General features: G+C 67.1%; 15 protein-coding genes and 1 tRNA gene. 9 read left to right on the plus strand and 7 right to left on the minus strand.

Annotation, left to right across the window (positions count from 1 at the left end):
- Positions 1-1,341 carry a sodium:calcium antiporter gene (locus ACQUQR_RS00070; protein ID WP_435193764.1) on the minus strand — a complete coding sequence of 447 codons (1,341 nt, stop codon included), beginning with the start codon at positions 1,339-1,341 and terminating at the stop codon, positions 1-3.
- A gap of 279 nt (positions 1,342-1,620) precedes the next feature.
- On the opposite strand from ACQUQR_RS00070, the gene ACQUQR_RS00075 reads away from it, so the two are divergent.
- A complete protein-coding gene (locus ACQUQR_RS00075) occupies positions 1,621-2,205 on the plus strand; it encodes a GNAT family N-acetyltransferase (RefSeq protein WP_435193766.1) in 585 nt (194 codons plus the stop codon).
- Between the two features lie 239 nt (positions 2,206-2,444).
- Positions 2,445-2,981 (plus strand): cob(I)yrinic acid a,c-diamide adenosyltransferase, encoded by a 537-nt coding sequence (locus ACQUQR_RS00080; RefSeq protein WP_435193768.1) that lies wholly within the window; start codon positions 2,445-2,447, stop codon positions 2,979-2,981.
- Between the two features lie 18 nt (positions 2,982-2,999).
- Here the strand turns inward: ACQUQR_RS00080 and ACQUQR_RS00085 are convergent, their stop codons facing one another.
- Positions 3,000-3,878 (minus strand): NmrA/HSCARG family protein, encoded by an 879-nt coding sequence (locus ACQUQR_RS00085; protein ID WP_435193770.1) that lies wholly within the window; start codon positions 3,876-3,878, stop codon positions 3,000-3,002.
- Between the two features lie 144 nt (positions 3,879-4,022).
- On the opposite strand from ACQUQR_RS00085, the gene ACQUQR_RS00090 reads away from it, so the two are divergent.
- Together ACQUQR_RS00090 and ACQUQR_RS00095 are read left to right on the plus strand one after the other, a co-directional pair.
- On the plus strand, positions 4,023-4,295 hold the full coding sequence (locus ACQUQR_RS00090) for a DUF7553 family protein (protein ID WP_435193772.1): 273 nt from the start codon (positions 4,023-4,025) through the stop codon (positions 4,293-4,295).
- A 42-nt stretch (positions 4,296-4,337) separates the two neighbouring features.
- Positions 4,338-4,412, plus strand: a tRNA-Val gene (locus ACQUQR_RS00095).
- Between the two features lie 205 nt (positions 4,413-4,617).
- On the opposite strand, the gene ACQUQR_RS00100 is transcribed toward ACQUQR_RS00095, so the two are convergent.
- A complete protein-coding gene (locus ACQUQR_RS00100; RefSeq protein ID WP_435193774.1) occupies positions 4,618-5,406 on the minus strand; it encodes a GNAT family N-acetyltransferase in 789 nt (262 codons plus the stop codon).
- Between the two features lie 172 nt (positions 5,407-5,578).
- On the opposite strand from ACQUQR_RS00100, the gene ACQUQR_RS00105 reads away from it, so the two are divergent.
- Positions 5,579-6,220 (plus strand): DUF7504 family protein, encoded by a 642-nt coding sequence (locus tag ACQUQR_RS00105; protein ID WP_435193776.1) that lies wholly within the window; start codon positions 5,579-5,581, stop codon positions 6,218-6,220.
- Here the strand turns inward: ACQUQR_RS00105 and ACQUQR_RS00110 are convergent.
- On the minus strand, positions 6,217-7,542 hold the full coding sequence (locus ACQUQR_RS00110) for a cytochrome P450 (protein WP_435193778.1): 1,326 nt from the start codon (positions 7,540-7,542) through the stop codon (positions 6,217-6,219). The genes ACQUQR_RS00105 and ACQUQR_RS00110 overlap by 4 nt on opposite strands.
- A gap of 119 nt (positions 7,543-7,661) precedes the next feature.
- Between ACQUQR_RS00110 and ACQUQR_RS00115 the strand changes: the two genes are divergently transcribed.
- The gene (locus tag ACQUQR_RS00115) at positions 7,662-8,666 is read left to right on the plus strand and encodes a hypothetical protein (protein ID WP_435193779.1); all 1,005 of its coding nucleotides are present in this window, start codon (positions 7,662-7,664) and stop codon (positions 8,664-8,666) included.
- Positions 8,667-8,714: 48 nt separating this feature from the next.
- On the opposite strand, the gene sucD is transcribed toward ACQUQR_RS00115, so the two are convergent.
- The 3 genes from sucD to ACQUQR_RS00130 all read right to left on the minus strand — a co-directional run bounded on the left by sucD (position 8,715) and on the right by ACQUQR_RS00130 (position 11,511).
- Positions 8,715-9,587 (minus strand): succinate--CoA ligase subunit alpha, encoded by an 873-nt coding sequence (gene sucD, locus ACQUQR_RS00120; protein WP_435193780.1) that lies wholly within the window; start codon positions 9,585-9,587, stop codon positions 8,715-8,717.
- Position 9,588: 1 nt separating this feature from the next.
- Entirely contained in the window at positions 9,589-10,734 is a 1,146-nt protein-coding gene (gene sucC, locus ACQUQR_RS00125; protein WP_435193781.1) for an ADP-forming succinate--CoA ligase subunit beta, read from the minus strand.
- A 99-nt stretch (positions 10,735-10,833) separates the two neighbouring features.
- Complete coding sequence (locus tag ACQUQR_RS00130; protein WP_435193782.1) at positions 10,834-11,511, minus strand: glycerophosphodiester phosphodiesterase; 678 nt, start codon at positions 11,509-11,511, stop codon at positions 10,834-10,836.
- Positions 11,512-11,638: 127 nt separating this feature from the next.
- Here ACQUQR_RS00130 and ACQUQR_RS00135 point away from each other — a divergent pair, with 127 nt between their 5' ends.
- The 3 genes from ACQUQR_RS00135 (at position 11,639) to ACQUQR_RS00145 (ending at position 14,772) form a co-directional block, all read left to right on the plus strand.
- Entirely contained in the window at positions 11,639-12,331 is a 693-nt protein-coding gene (locus ACQUQR_RS00135; RefSeq protein ID WP_435193783.1) for an SDR family oxidoreductase, read from the plus strand.
- Between the two features lie 209 nt (positions 12,332-12,540).
- A complete protein-coding gene (locus ACQUQR_RS00140; protein WP_435193784.1) occupies positions 12,541-13,857 on the plus strand; it encodes a sodium-dependent transporter in 1,317 nt (438 codons plus the stop codon).
- Positions 13,858-13,929: 72 nt separating this feature from the next.
- Positions 13,930-14,772: a response regulator gene (locus ACQUQR_RS00145; protein WP_435193786.1), complete on the plus strand. Its 843-nt coding sequence runs from the start codon at positions 13,930-13,932 to the stop codon at positions 14,770-14,772.
- The last annotated feature ends 35 nt before the right edge of the window (positions 14,773-14,807 follow it).

Here is a 14,807-nt window from a genome sequence, read left to right on the forward strand (position 1 = left end):
TCAGTCACTTCCACTCTCGGCTGCGTTCGCCCGCTCCGAAAAGGCATCGCCGATGGTGCCCGCCGTGCGCCGGACGAGCCGGACGAACGACTTGCGCCGGGCGACGAACAGCGCCGTCCCGAGCACCATGTAGAGTACGGCGAACGCGAGCAGGAGCTGATAATCAGAGAGGGGGATATCGAGCACCCCGCGGATGAGCAGGAACTCCGAGACCACCTGCGCGAGGAACAACACGAGCAGCAGCAGGGCCTCGCGGACGGAGATGTTGAAGTTCACGAGGATGGCGATGGCGAAGAACGACTGGGCCGCCGTGAGCCAGATCTCCCCCTGCTGTTTCTGGTCGAACGGAAGCGCGCCGTACTGCCCGAGCCCGATGGAGTAGACGACGACGAGCGTCCCGATGAGCAGCGTCCACTGGTTCAGCTTCGAGGAGATGAGCGCGTTGAACCCCGCGGTGGAGCGCGCCTTGTTCACGAGGTAGGCGACGACGATGAGCTCCGGGGACTCGGAGGCCAGCGGGGCGACCCACTGGATCATGAAGAACGCAGGGATACCGATGTTCTGCCCGAGCGACTCGAGGCCGTGCGCGAACGGCTCGACCGCGGTGAAGATCATCGTGCCGGAGAAGGCGAACAGCGCCAGCACCGTGGCGACCCGTTTCGGTTTCGGGTACTGCTGGAGATAGGCGGGGACGCCCACGTGAGCCTCGGGCTCTTCCACGTCGCCTTTCAGGATGATGACGATGTAGGCGACGTAGAGACCGACGAGGAACAGCATGTCGATGATGTCGATTCCTCCGTTGAATGGGACGAGGAAGGCCCACAGCGTGGCGATGAGCAGGAAGACGATCTCGAGGCCGATGTCGCGGTCGAGGGTCACCACGTCGTTGAGGATGCCGGATCGTTTCTCGACGGCGGGGTCGTCGTCGGCACCGGACCGGAATATCGTAAACAGGGCGATCCCGGCCCAGCCGATGCCGATGAGGATGCGGTTCGCACCGGTCATGTTGGCGACGGCGAGGTTCCCGGCCTCGGCGCCGCGGGGCGTGCCGGCGAACTGTCCGGCGTTGAACGCGTACAGCGCGTCGACGGCGTACTCGGGGGCGACGGCGAGGACGGCCAGCACGGCGATGGCGAACGCGCGCGGCACGTCCTTCTCTGCAGTTTCTGCCCCCCACGCCAGCAGGAAGGAGGCGCCGAGCACCGAGAGGCCGCTCACGGCGACGGTCGAGAGCGTGCCGAGGTGACCGACCAGCCCGAGCGTGGAGGCGATGGAGTAGCCGACCCAGGGGACCGTCAGAGCCACCGCGAGCGCGATGGCGGTGAGTGATCGTCGTCTCATCGTTTCGTCCGGGGCCGAAGGGCCGAAGTGGTAGTCTCGTTCATGTTCGGATCCGTCACCACCCGTAGCCACGAATCGCTCCCTTATAATCCACAAGATATCCGCGATACCTCCGATTTCGTGTGAGAGCGCGTCTCTGACGCCGATATTCGCACGGAGGCGCTCTCCGGCGAATACGCCGGATTCGACGCTCGAATCGCCCGATTTCGGACGAATCGCGGGTAGCGTGAGATCGGACGCGACCGAAACCGCCACGGTCCTCCCTCTCGCACTCCCCGCATGCACCTCCGCGAGGTCACTCCCGGTGACGCCGCCGCGATCCGTGCGGTCTACGCGCCGTACGTCGAGGAGACGGCGATCACGTTCGAGGAGGCCGTCCCCGCAGTCGAGGCGTTTCGGAATCGAATCGCGACGAAGACCGAGCGGTTCCCGTGGTACGTCTGTGAGGCCGACGGGGAGCTCCTGGGCTACGCCTACGGCGGGGCGTGGCGCTCCCGGGCCGCCTACCGCTGGAGCACCGAGACCTCCATCTACCTCCGGGAGTCGGCCCAGGGGCAGGGCGTCGGGACGGCGCTCTACACCGCACTCCTCGACTCGCTGGCCGCGCAGGGGTATCAGTCCGCCTACGCGGTCATCACGCTCCCGAACCCGGGCAGCGTGGCGTTCCACGAGCGGTTCGGCTTCGAGGAGGTCGGTGTGATGCCCGACGCGGGCTACAAACACGGCGGGTGGCACGACGTGGCCTGGTGGCACCGCGCGCTGGGGGAGCATCCCGCGGACCCCCCGGAGCCGCTGTCGCCCGCGGACGCCCGCGACGCGTGGGAGCGCGCGCTCGCTGAACTGAACACTGAAATCGATCCGTAGCGACCTGACGCGCAGGCGATGGTTCCCGTCCGTTCTCTCGGCGTCGGACAGGGCGTCTGTGGCCCCCATCCCCGTGGGGGCCGCCCTGTCGTCCGGCTGGCCAGCCGTGACGGCTCCCCCCGTCCTCTCCCTGGTCATCCGGTGAGATGACCGCCTCTTGTTGGTAGGCTGAGAAGATAACCGCTCCGGAACCCGTGTGAACGGGCGGCATTAAGGTCCGGCGCACCCAACGGGGGTGTATGAAAATCTACACCGGCCGCGGTGACGAGGGGATGACGGACCTCCGGGATATGTCGCGTGTCGCCAAGACGAGCGCCCGCATCGAGGCGTACGGCACCGTCGACGAGGTGAACTCCGTCATCGGTGTGGTCCGCCCGTCGGGCTACGACGACATCGACGAGCAGCTGGAGACCATCCAGAACCACCTCCACATCATCCAGGCCGACTTCGCGAGCCCGGACAAGGACGACGAGGACACCCCCCATATCGAGGAAGAGCACGTCGACGTCCTCGAGGACTGGATGGACGCCCACGACGAGGAGCTCGACCCGCTCAAGTCGTTCGTCCTCCCGGGCGGGTCCACGCCGGGGGCGAAGCTCCACCACGCGCGGGCGGTCTGTCGCCGCGCCGAGCGGCGTGCCGTCGCGCTCGCGACGGACGAGCCCGTCAACGAAACGGCGGTGAAGTATCTGAACCGGCTCTCCGACGCGCTGTTCGTGCTCGCGCGCGTCGTCAACAAACGGGAGGGCGTCCCCGAGGACGCCCCGACCTACTGATACTGACTCTCGCCCGCGTCAGCGAGTCGGGGTGGGTGCGGGCCGCCACGTATCGTTCTTCGCGAGATACTCCGTGAACGTCGTGGGGTCGATTCCCAGCGCGTCGAGTGCTTCGATGTCCACGTCGTAGCCGACCTCGTTGAACCATACGAACATATCGGCCATCTCGTCGCCGGCCTCCGCCCGGAACGCCTCCACGTCGACGTAGACCGGTTCGATATCACGGTCGAGCGCCTCGCTGAACGCGGCACAGAGCTCCTCTAAAGTGTGCTCCGCCCCGGCGAGCTCGACGACTTCTCCTTTGAACGTCTCGGGGTCGGTGATCGCCATCGCTGCGGCGACGCCGATGTCGGTCGCGTCCACCAGCTGGAGCGTCGTGTCCGGGGCCAGCGGCATCGCCAGCTGTCCCTGCTCGATGTCCGGCCGCCACATCCCCTCGAAGTTCTGCATGAAGAACGTCGGGCGGATGATCGTCGCGTCGATCCCCACCTCGTCGATGTGTTCCTCAACGGCGCGCTTCGACTCGAAGTGCGCGAGCCCGGTGTCCCCGTCGGCGGCCATCACCGAGGAGTAGACGACGTGGTCCACGCCCGCGGCCTGCGCCGCGTCGACGCAGGTGACTCCCTGTTCGGTCTCGATTTCGGGGCCGTCCTCGAAGAACGTCGTCACGCAGAACACCGCGTCCATCCCGTCACAGAGGGCTCGCATGCGCTTTTCGTCGGTCATGTCACCCTCGACGACGGTGATACCCCGGTCCGCGAGCGCCTGCGCGCGCGGGCTGGACCCGTCGCGTGTCAGCCCGAACACCTCGTGCGAGCCGAACTGCCCCGACAGCAGCGCATCGATCACCGCACCACCCTGTCTCCCCGTCGCACCGGTCACCAGTACCTTCGACATAGCACTCATCCGAACGCGGCCAGGGGTGATAACGCCTCCCAGACGACTGCCTGAACGTCCGCTATTCTTCGCTATTGCTCTCGGTATTTCTCCTCGAACCGTCGATAAGGTTTTCTTCGTGTCGGCCTTACCTTGGGTTATCGTATGAACAAGCACTTCGAAGACACTCGATACTACCTGAAGCGCGCGGGCCAGACCGCCAAGGCCGGGATGGCCGAGGAGGTCCACGGGCTCGAAGCGAAGTTCGGCGAACTCACCCGACGCGACGACGAGCCGGAGGAGGGCCGCATGGACCAGTTCCGTGCGGAGCTCGAAGAGCTGTACGGGAAAGCCGAGGGCGAGGCCAAGGAGGCGCTCGGGAAGGCCCGCGCGAAACTCGACGAGTACCGCGCCCGAGACCGCAAGCCCGCGGCGTAGTTGACAACTCTTAAGTCACAACGCGGGTTACTCGTTTTTGCTGGGTCGGTGATCTAGTCCGGTTATGATACCTCCTTCACACGGAGGAAGTCGGCAGTTCAAATCTGCCCCGACCCACTAATTTTGCGCCGAGCAATCCGCGAGGCGCAAATTCGTTACGAGCGGGCGGATTTGAATCAGGGAGGGCGCGCGTAACGGAGTGAGCACGTCCGACCGTGGTTCACAATCCGCCCCGACCCACTTCTCGCCCCTCACAGCGTTGCTCGCCGCGAGCACGCCCGTCAGTCGGTCCTTCTGCAACGCCCGATAGCTCGGCGCCTCCTCACACGGGCTGGAACTGGTGGTAGTCCACGACGGTTTCGAAACCCATGCGTTCGTACAGCGAGTGGCCGAGGGGTGAGGACTGGAGCGTCCCGACGGCACAGCCGGCGTCGCGCCCGGCCTCCAGAACGGCGGTGGTCATCGCGTGGCCGACGCCTCGCCGTCGGTTCGCGTCGGTCACGCCGATGGAGTAGACGCCGGCGATGTCGTCGTTGCGGACGAGCAGTCCGCAGGCGACGGCATCCCCGTCGCACCGACCGAGAAGCGGGGTCAGGTGGTCGTCGTCGAGCATCGACGGGGGGGTCGCGACCCGTGTGAACTCGAGCGGTAGCTCGAATGACTCGGCCATGACCTGCGCGAACGCCGCGATCCCGTCCTCGTCAGTCACGTGCTCGATGGTGACGGGCGTCCCGTCCGTCGGCGGGTCGGTGGCAGCCTCTCCGGGGGTGAGCGCGTCGAGGGAGGCGAGTGCCATCCCCGGGTGGATGTCCGGCGTTCGGGTGAGTCCGACGTCCGGAGCGATCCGCTCGAGGTCGGTCCGGACCGTATCAGGTGCGGTCACCAGATAGGGGACGGCCTGCTCGGCCATCCACGCCATCGCGGTCGAGAGGGTCTCCGCGTCAGGGGTCTCGAAGACGAACACGCGGTTGAACATCGGGCTCGGCAGGCCACTCGAGACGGCGGTCAGCCCGCCGAAGGTGGTGGATTCACCGGTCGGTGCGTGGTCGGCGAACCGGCAGATCGCACTCCGCATGTTCGCGCTGACGTCCCGGACGAGATCTCTGTTCATCCCTCTGCATATATATTCAATATATTAACTGTTTCTCTGCCCCCGCACCCGGGGACAAAAATGACATCCAGCCATCAGGCGAGCTGCTATCCGCCTGCCAGTGTTATCAGGAATTGAAAATGCCGAAGGGTATTAAGACGGATGAGGTTTATTGTCTTGGTAGGATACACGGATGGTCTCGACGAAGCACGATGAGGCGGTCGACACCGCCTCGACGCCAACGCCCCCTGCCGGCGCCTCCAGCGTGCTCCTTCTCGCGCCCTCGCTCGACTCTGCCGGCGAGGAGACGTGTGGCCATCTCTGCTCGGCGGCCGTTCCCGCGGATCTGAATCTCCTCTCCGTCACCCTCACCGGTGGGGCCGACGACGTGCTCGACCGCTGGCGACGCACGGTGGATCGAGACCTCCCGGCCGAGGTCGGCATCATCACCGTCGGCGAGGCCACCCGGTCGGCGGCCGCCGTCGCCGCGGACGAGTCGATGGCCGCGAGCGACGTGAAGATCACGTCGGTGTCGAACCCGAGCGACCTCACTGGGCTCGGCATCAAGACGAGTCAGTGTCTCTCGGCGTGGGAGGACAGCGACAACGAGACGGTCGTCTGTTTCGACTCGCTGACGACGCTTCTGCAGTTCGCGGAGGTCCGACGCGTCTTCCAGTTCCTCCACGTGCTCACGAAACGCATCGACTCCACGGGGGCCACCGCACATTTCCACATGGACCCCGAGGCACACGACCAGCAGACGAAGGCCACCCTCAAGTCGCTGTTCGACGTGACCTACGAGCTCGCCCCCGACGGTGAGTGGCGACAGATCTAACGCGACGAGAGCCGCATCTCGACCGGGTCAGCCGGATGCATGGTGAGCGACGGCCGCAGGTCGAGCTCCCCGCTGCCCACCCGCTCGAAGTCGTATTCCTGCCCGAGCACACCGAGGATGAGCTTCGCTTCCAACAGCGAGAACTGCTTGCCGATGCAGATGCGCGGGCCGCCACCGAACGGGAAGTAGGAGTAGGTGGGTCGCTCGCGGGCACGGTCGAGGAGCCAGCGGTCGGGGTCGAACGCCTGGGGGGAGTCGTACCACCGGTCCGAGCGGTGGACGACCCACTGTGGAAGCATCAACAGCGACCCCTCCGCCACGTCGTAGCCCGCGAGCGTCACGTCGCGCTTCGGCTGGCGGAACATCGTATACACCGGAGGATACAGCCGCATCGCCTCGTTCAGCACGCGGTCGGTGAACGCGAACTCGCGCACGGCGCTCGCGGTGGGGGCCTCGCCACCGAGCACCTCGTCCAGCTCCGCCTGGAACCGCGTCTTCTCCTCGGGGTTCGCGTCGAGGAGATACGTCGTGTAGGTGAGCGTGAGCGCCGTCGTGTCGTGGCCCGCGAGCAGCATCGTCATCAGCTCGTCGCGCAGGACCTCGTCGCCGATCTCGCCGGCCGCCTGCGCCCGGAGCATGATGGAGAGCAGGTCCTCACCCTCGCGTTCGGTGCCGCGGCGCTCCGCGACGAGGTCGTCGAGCACCCCTTCGAGGGTGGCGATAGCGTCCCGGAACTGCCGGTTCTCCCCTGTCGGAACCCACTGCGGGGTGAGAAAGCGCACGGCGTCCGGTTCGAACCGGGCGCCGAGCGGTTCGAGCGCCGCCTGCACCTCGCTCGTCGTCTCGTCGTCGATGCTCGTCCCGAACATCGCGTCGACGATGATCTTCACCGTCACCTCCGCCATCTCCTGGCGGATGTCGATGACCTCGCCGTCCGCCCAGGAGTCGACCATCTCGGTGGCGTGGGCGACCATGTCGTCCGCGAGGTCGACGATACGGCCCGGGTGGAACGCCGGTTGGGCGCGCTGGCGCTGCTCGCGCCAGAACTCCCCCTCGGAGAGGAGCAGGCCGTTGCCGAGCAGCTCCTGGACCGCGTCGTCGCCGAAGACGGGCTTGCCGTAGTCGGCCTCGCCCGCGACGAGCACCTGCTCGATCTCACGCGGGTGCGTGAGCATGTACGTGGGGCGGCCGGCGAGTTCGAAGCCGACGATGTCGCCGTACGCCTGCCCACAGGCGTCCATGAACCGGAACGGGTCCCGTGCGTACTGGTGGGTGTTCCCGACGAACGGGAGGCCCTTCGGACCGGGCGGGTGACTGCTCATTGCCGGATACTCGGTCCACAGCGGGTAAACGGTTCACGAGCCGGCAAGCGCCTCCCCGTCCGTGCCCGGGTCCTCGCGCTTCCGGCCCCTTTATCGCCCCGCCGTGAGTGACCCCGGTAATGGCGCTGCGTCGCTGGCTACTGCTCACCGGGAACCGTCGAGCCGTGGTGCTCGCGCTGCTGGTCGGCGTCTATCTCACGCTCCTCCCGCTGGGCACGCTCGCGCCGGGTGAGATCAACGCCCTGCTCGGCGACCGGGGCTCCGTCGCCGCGCTCCTGAACACGCTGCTGTCGGGGGTCATCCTCCTCGTCTCCGTCGTCGCCTCCATCGCGTCGCTCGTCGTCTCACAGGAGCTCTCCCCGGTGGGTCGCCAGCGCGAGCGGGTCGAGTCGACCCGGGAGTTCCGCGAGAGCGCGGAGGCACTCATCGACCGGGAGGTGAGCCCCGCGGAGCCCGCGGCGTTCCTGCGCGCGATGACGCGGGCCGTCCTCGAACGCGCCCAGCGGCTGGACGACGCCGTCGCCGGGCGCACGCCGGCCCACCCCGGTGCCGACGAGGCCGTCGCCGGTGACCTCGATGCCGAGGTCGAGGCGTATCTCGACCACGCCGCCGCGAACACGGAGCGGGTGAACCGCACCCTTCAGGAGGCCGACGCGGGCACCTTCGAGGTGCTGCTCGCCGCCCTCGAGTACGACTACGCGGGCCAGCTCTACGCCCTCCGGCGACTCCGCTCGCGCCACGGCGACCAGCTCCCCGAGGAGGCGTCGGAGGCCATCGCCGAACTCGTCGACGCGCTGCAGTTCTTCCTCGCCGCGCGCGAGTACTTCAAATCGCTCTACTTCGAGCGGGAGTTCGCGGAGCTCGCGGCCGACCTGCTGTACGTCTCCTTGCCCGCCATCCTCCTCGTCTCGTACGCCATCCTCGCCGTGGACCTCCAGTTCATCGACGGCGAAATCGCGGGGGTCCCGTTCATCCTCGTGTTCGCGGCGGCAGCTTACACCGTCGCGCTCGGCCCGTTCGCCGTCCTCACGGCCTACGTCCTCCGGGTGGCGACGGTCGCGAAACGCACCCTCTCGGCGGGGCCGTTCATCATCGAGGAGGACGGGTTCGAGTTCGGGGAGTGAGAAACGGCGTCGCCACTCGGAACGCGAGAAAAACGGGAGAAATCGAGCTTAGAGGAAGTCCTCGATGTACTCGGCGACCTCGTTCGGGGTGTCGCCGACGGGGACGCCCGCGTCGTTGAGGGCGGTGATCTTCGACTCCGCCGTCCCGGCGCCGCCGCCACCGGAGACGATGGCACCGGCGTGGCCCATGCGCTTGCCCGGCGGGGCCGTGCGCCCGGCGATGAAGCCGGCGACGGGGGTGTCCATGTGCTCCGCGATGAACGCGGCGGCCTCCTCCTCGTCCTCGCCACCGATCTCACCGCACATCGCGACGGCTTTCGTCTCCGGGTCGTTCTCGAAGTACTCGAGCGCGTCGACGAAGTCCGTGCCGATGATGGGGTCGCCACCGATACCGATCGCGGTGGTCTGGCCGATACCCCGCTGGGTGAGGTTGTCGACGACCTGGTAGGTGAGCGTGCCGGAGCGGGAGACGAGCCCCACGTCACCCTCGGAGAAGATGTTCCCCGGGAGGATGCCGAGTTTGGCCTCGCCCGGCGTGATGATGCCGGGGCAGTTCGGGCCGATGAGCACCGTGTCCGTCTCCTTCAGGCGCTTGTTCACCTTCGCCATGTCCTGCTGGGGGATCCCCTCGGTGATGGCGACGACGAGGTCGACGGGGGAGTCGAGCGCCTCGAAGACCGCGTCAGCCGCGAAGGCGGGGGGGACGAAGACGACCGCGGCGTTGGCGTTCTCCTCGCGGGCGGCCTGTCGGACGGTGTCGTAGACGGGGATGCCGTCCACTTCCTGCCCGCCCTTGCCGGGGACCGCCCCGGCGACGACGTTCGTGCCGTACTCCACCATCTGGCCGGTGTGGAACTTCCCCTCACCGCCAGTGATGCCCTGTACCACGACGCGCGTGTCGTTGTCGACTAGAATGGACATGTTAGTTCGCCTCCTCGCCCGCGTACTCGACCGCACGCTGGACGGCGTCCTCGAGGGTCGCCTCCACCGTGACGAGGTCGGTGTTCAGAATCTCCATCCCCTCCTCGGCGTTCGTCCCGGCGAGTCGGACGACCACCTTCTTGGGGATCTCGTCGAAGCTCTCTAAGGCCTCGTTGATACCCTTGGCGACCTCGTCGCCGCGGGTGATACCGCCGAAGATGTTGAAGACGACGGCGTCGACGTTCTCGTCGGAGAAGACCATATCCAGCGCGTTCGCGACGCGCTCGGCTTTCGCGCCGCCACCGATGTCGAGGAAGTTGGCGGGCTTGCCGCCGAAGTAGTCGACGAGGTCGAGCGTCGTCATCACGAGCCCCGCACCGTTGCCGATGATGCCGACGTTCCCCTCCAGGCGGACGTAGTCGAAGCCGTAGTCGTTCGCGAGGGCCTCGAGTTCGTCCTCCGCGGCCTCCTCCTCCATCTCGGCGAGGTCCGGGTGGCGGAACAGCGCGTCCTCGTCGATGTTCATCACGGCGTCGGCACAGACCACGTCGCGGTCCGACGTGATCATCACGGGATTGACCTCGATCTCCGTGGCGTCCTTGTCGTCCCAGAGCTGATACAGCGTCGTCAGCACGGAGGCGACGGAGTTGGCCACGTCACGCGGGACGCCGGCCTCGAAGACGGCGCGGCGGGCCTGATACGGGTGCAGGCCGAACGCGGGGTCGATGTGCTCGCGGACGATGGCATCGGGGTCCTCCGCCGCCACCTCCTCGATGTTGACGCCACCCTGCGTCGAGACCATGGCGACCGGCTTGCCGACCGTCCGATCCATCGTCACGCCGACGTAGAGCTCGTTGACGAAGTCGACGGCCTCCTCGACGAGAACCTGGTCGACGGTGAGCCCCTTGAGGTCCATCCCGATGATCTCCTCGGCGGCTTCGCGGGCCTCGTCTGCGTTTTGCGCGACCTTGATGCCGCCCGCCTTCCCGCGGCCGCCCACCTGTACCTGGGCCTTGACGACGACGGGATAGCCGATCTCCTCGGCCGCGGCCACGACCTCCTCGGGCGTGGCGGCGAGCGTGGAGTCCGGAACCGGCAGTCCGGCGTCGGCGAAGACACCCTTCGCCTGATACTCGTGAAGCTTCATACCAACTGAACGGGGTCACGCAACCCGCTTAAATCCCGCTATCTACGGGTGGCATCCGCTCGCAGACTGACACGTGCTGGCACAGCTGTGCGCGAGCCGTTACTGCCGCTGGCGGGCTTCGGGGAGCACGCACCATCGGTCGGCGATGACGCCGTCGACGCCCAGCGCCTCCAGCCGCTCGGCCTCCGCGCGCTCGTCGACGGTCCACGCGTTCACGCAGAGCCCCTCCGCGTGGGCGCGGTCGACGAGCCACTCGTCGCAGACCTCTGCTGCGGGATGGAGATACGAACAGTCGATGTCGTGTGCGAAGGTGAACGCCTGCTCGGGGTCCGAGGCGAACAGGTACGCGCGCGGCACCTCGCAGCTCGCACCGCGACAGCCCTCCAGCTCGTTGGCGTGGAAGGAGGAGACGGTGACCTGTGGGTGGTGTTCGCGGGCGAGGGTGAGCGCGTCGTGGGCGAGTCCGACCTCCTTCAGCTCGACGTTGACGCCCACGCCGGGGGGGACGACGTCGAACACCTCCTCGAGGGTGGGGACCCCCTCACCCGTCCCGAGGACGTTCAGCTCGCGGAGCTCCCGGAGCGTGTGGTGGGCGACCGCGCCGGACCCGTCCGTCACTCTATCGACGGTGGGGTCGTGGATGACGACGAGTTCGCCCGTCTCACAGCGGCGCACGTCGATCTCGACCTCATCGGCCAGCGCGACCGCCTCCCGGACGGCCCCGAGGGTGTTCTCCGGGTGCAGGCCGGCGAAGCCGCGGTGGGCGATGAGCCGCATATATCTCTCAAGGATGCTTTCGCGGTAAAATGTCTGTCGGAGGCAGTGGTTACGAATATTCCCGAGGCCTTCCCCGAGTCCTCTCGCGAGCCGCAACGTTATCGCACAGCGACACGTGTGGTGTGTGATGGCACTCGAATACGACTTCACGGACCGGGTCGTGATGGTCACGGGCGCGGCTGGCGCGCTGGGACGCGCGGTCGCCGGGGCGTTCGCGGACGCGGGCGCGACCGTCTGCGGCGTGGACGTGGTCGCCCCCGACGACCCCCTCGACGGCGTCGACTACGAGACGGTGGACCTCACCGACGAACCCGCGGTCGCGGCGCTGTTCGATACCGTCGTGGAACGCTACGGCTGGCTCGACGCGCTCTGTAACATCGCGGGGACGTGGCAGGGGGGGACGCCGATCCACGAGACCTCGCTGTCGGAGTACGAGCGCATGTTCGACGTGAACCTCACGACGATGTTCCTCGCGTCCAAACACGCGCTTCCGCATCTGCAGGAGACCGGTGGCACCATCGTCTCCGTCTCCGCGCGGGCCTCCCTCGAGGGCGGGACGGGCGACGGCCCCTACCGCGCGGCGAAGGCCGGGGTTCGCCTGCTCACCGAGACCATCGCCGCGGAGAACGAGGATACCGTCCGCGCGAACGCCGTCATGCCCTCCGTCATCGACACGCCCGCGAACCGCGAGGCGATGCCCGACGCGGATCACTCGAAATGGGTCGACCCCGCCGACATCGCCCGGGTCGTCATGTTCCTCTCGTCGCCCGAATCGCGGGCCACGAGCGGGGCTGCGGTTCCGGTCTACGGCGAGGCCTGACCGGCCGCGCTGCCGGCGCGGCGACGAGGGCGTCCCCGTGAACCGACGAGAAGTTGCTGTTCGACCAGTTTCCTCGCATCGGATCCGGGTGAACTGTAATTCGTTGTCTCTCTGTCCAATTTTTACGGAGATTGTCACGGTATACGCTAACGTCCGACCGCTGGATTCGTGCCGTTTATCCCCGCGGAACCGGTCAGCCACTCACACACATGGCAGACAGAGACGCATGGGCGTCCCGACTCGGCTTCATCCTGGCCGCCATCGGGAGCGCCGTCGGCCTCGGGAACATCTGGCGGTTCCCGTACCAGACCGCGGAGTTCGGCGGGGCGGCGTTCCTCGTCGTCTACGTCCTCGCGGTGCTCGTGATCGGCATTCCAGCGATCCTCGCGGAGTTCGTCATCGGCCGTCGCGCCGAGATGAGCGCCATCGGCGCGTTCGAGAAACTCGGTCGGAAGGAGTGGACCGTCATCGGCGCCATCGGCGTCTTCGGCGGGTTCTGGACGCTCTCGTACTACAGCGTCGTCGGGGGGTGGGTCATCCGCTACCTGACGGGAAGCTTCACGGGCGCGTACTTCGGGGCGCCCGGTGAGTACTTCGGCGCGGTCTCCGCGGGGATGGACGCCATCGCGTTCCACGCCCTGTTCATGCTGCTCACCGTCGGCATCGTCGCCTTCGGCATCGAGGGCGGCATCGAGAAGGCGACGAAGGTGATGGTCCCGGCCATCGTCCTGTTGATGGTCGGCCTCGCCTTCTTCGCGTACACCCTCCCCGGCTCCGGGCCGGGCTACGAGTTCTTCCTCTCGCCGGACTTCGGCGTCCTCGCCGACAACCTCGCGACCGTCATCCCCGCGGCGGTGGGCCAGGCGCTGTTCTCCCTCTCGCTGGGGTTCTCGGTGATGATCACCTACGCCTCCTACATCTCGGACGACAAGAGCCTCCCCGTCGACGGGCTCTCCATCGCGGTCGTGAACTCCCTCATCGGCATCCTCGCCGGGCTGGTCGTGTTCCCGCTGCTCGCCTCCCAGACCGGTGAGTACGGCGGCGCCGGCCCCGGGGCCATCTTCGTCTCCGTCCCGACGGCGCTCGCCCGGCTCCCGCTCGGTGAGCTGTTCGGTGTCGTCTTCTTCGGCATCGTCCTCATCGCCGCGCTCTCCTCGTCGATCTCGCTTTTAGAGGTCGTCGTCTCGTATCTCGTCGACAACCACGGCGTCTCCCGCAAGCCCACCACCGTCGGGCTCGGGAGCGTCATCTTCGTCCTCGGGCTCCCCTCCGCGTGGAAGACCGCGTGGCTCGGCTGGTTCGACGGGCTCGCCGTCAACCTCATCCTCCCGCTTGCCGTCCTGCTCGTCGTCTTCTTCGTCGGCTGGGTCATGGCCGACGACGCCGTCGACGAACTCCGGCGTGGCACCTCGGACCTCGGGACTCTGGGCACCGTCTGGCTGTGGGCGCTCCGGACCGTGGTTCTGCTCGCCGTCTTCGGGACGCTCGCGCTCTCGGTGTTCCAGTTCACCGGCGCGCCGGTCTGACCCGGCGTCCGGACGGATTTTTCACCGCGTTTCGCTGCAAGGTTTATTGCCCCGGGAATCCACGGTAATCTCATGTCTGAGAACGCCCCGATTCACGTCGTCCACCTCGACGACGACCGGGACCTGCTCGATCTCACCCAGGAGCTCATCGAGCGGGAACACGACGCCATCAGTATCCACCCGGTGACGACGCCGGAGGAGGCGCTCGACGCCATCGAGACGGAGCCCGTCGACTGCGTCGTCACGGATTACAAGATGGCCTCGATGGACGGCCTGGAGTTCCTCCGCACCATCCGCCGGGACCACCCGACCCTCCCCGTCATCTTCTTCACCGGGAAGGGGTCGGAGGAGCTGGCGAGCGAGGCCATCTCGCTCGGCGTCACCGACTACCTCCAGAAGGGTGGCGGCATGGAGCAGTTCAAGCTGCTCGGCAACCGCATCGACACCCTCGTCTCGAAACAGCGGGCGGAGGTGGCCGCCGCGGAGGCCAACGAGCGCATCCGTGAGATCTACGAGCGCATCACCGTCGCGTTCTTCGCCGTCGACGACCACTGGCGGTTCACCTACCTGAACAACGATGCGAAGGAGCTGTTCGACGTTCGCGATGTCATCGGCCAGTCGTTCTGGGAGCAGTTCCCCGGGCTGCGCGAGACGGAGCTCGAATCCCACCTCCGGCGCGCGATGACCGAACAACAGCCGGAGTCGTTCCAGGGGGAGATCCCCTCGCTCGGCCGGTACGTCGAGATGCACGCCTACCCCGCGGAGGACGGCATCTCCGTCTTCGTCGAGGACATCACCGAACAGCACGAGCAGGAGGCGGAGCTGGAGCACCTCCGCAACGAGCTCGAGATCACGGAACAGCAGTTCCGCACGCTGCGACAGAAGCTCTCGCGGCCCCCCTCCCCGTTCCGCTGACCGGGCGGAAACGTTCACGGTCGTTCTATCGGATC

Origin of the sequence: Natronomonas sp. EA1 (assembly GCF_051195035.1) — an archaeon.
Lineage (GTDB): Archaea > Halobacteriota > Halobacteria > Halobacteriales > Haloarculaceae > JBNTJV01.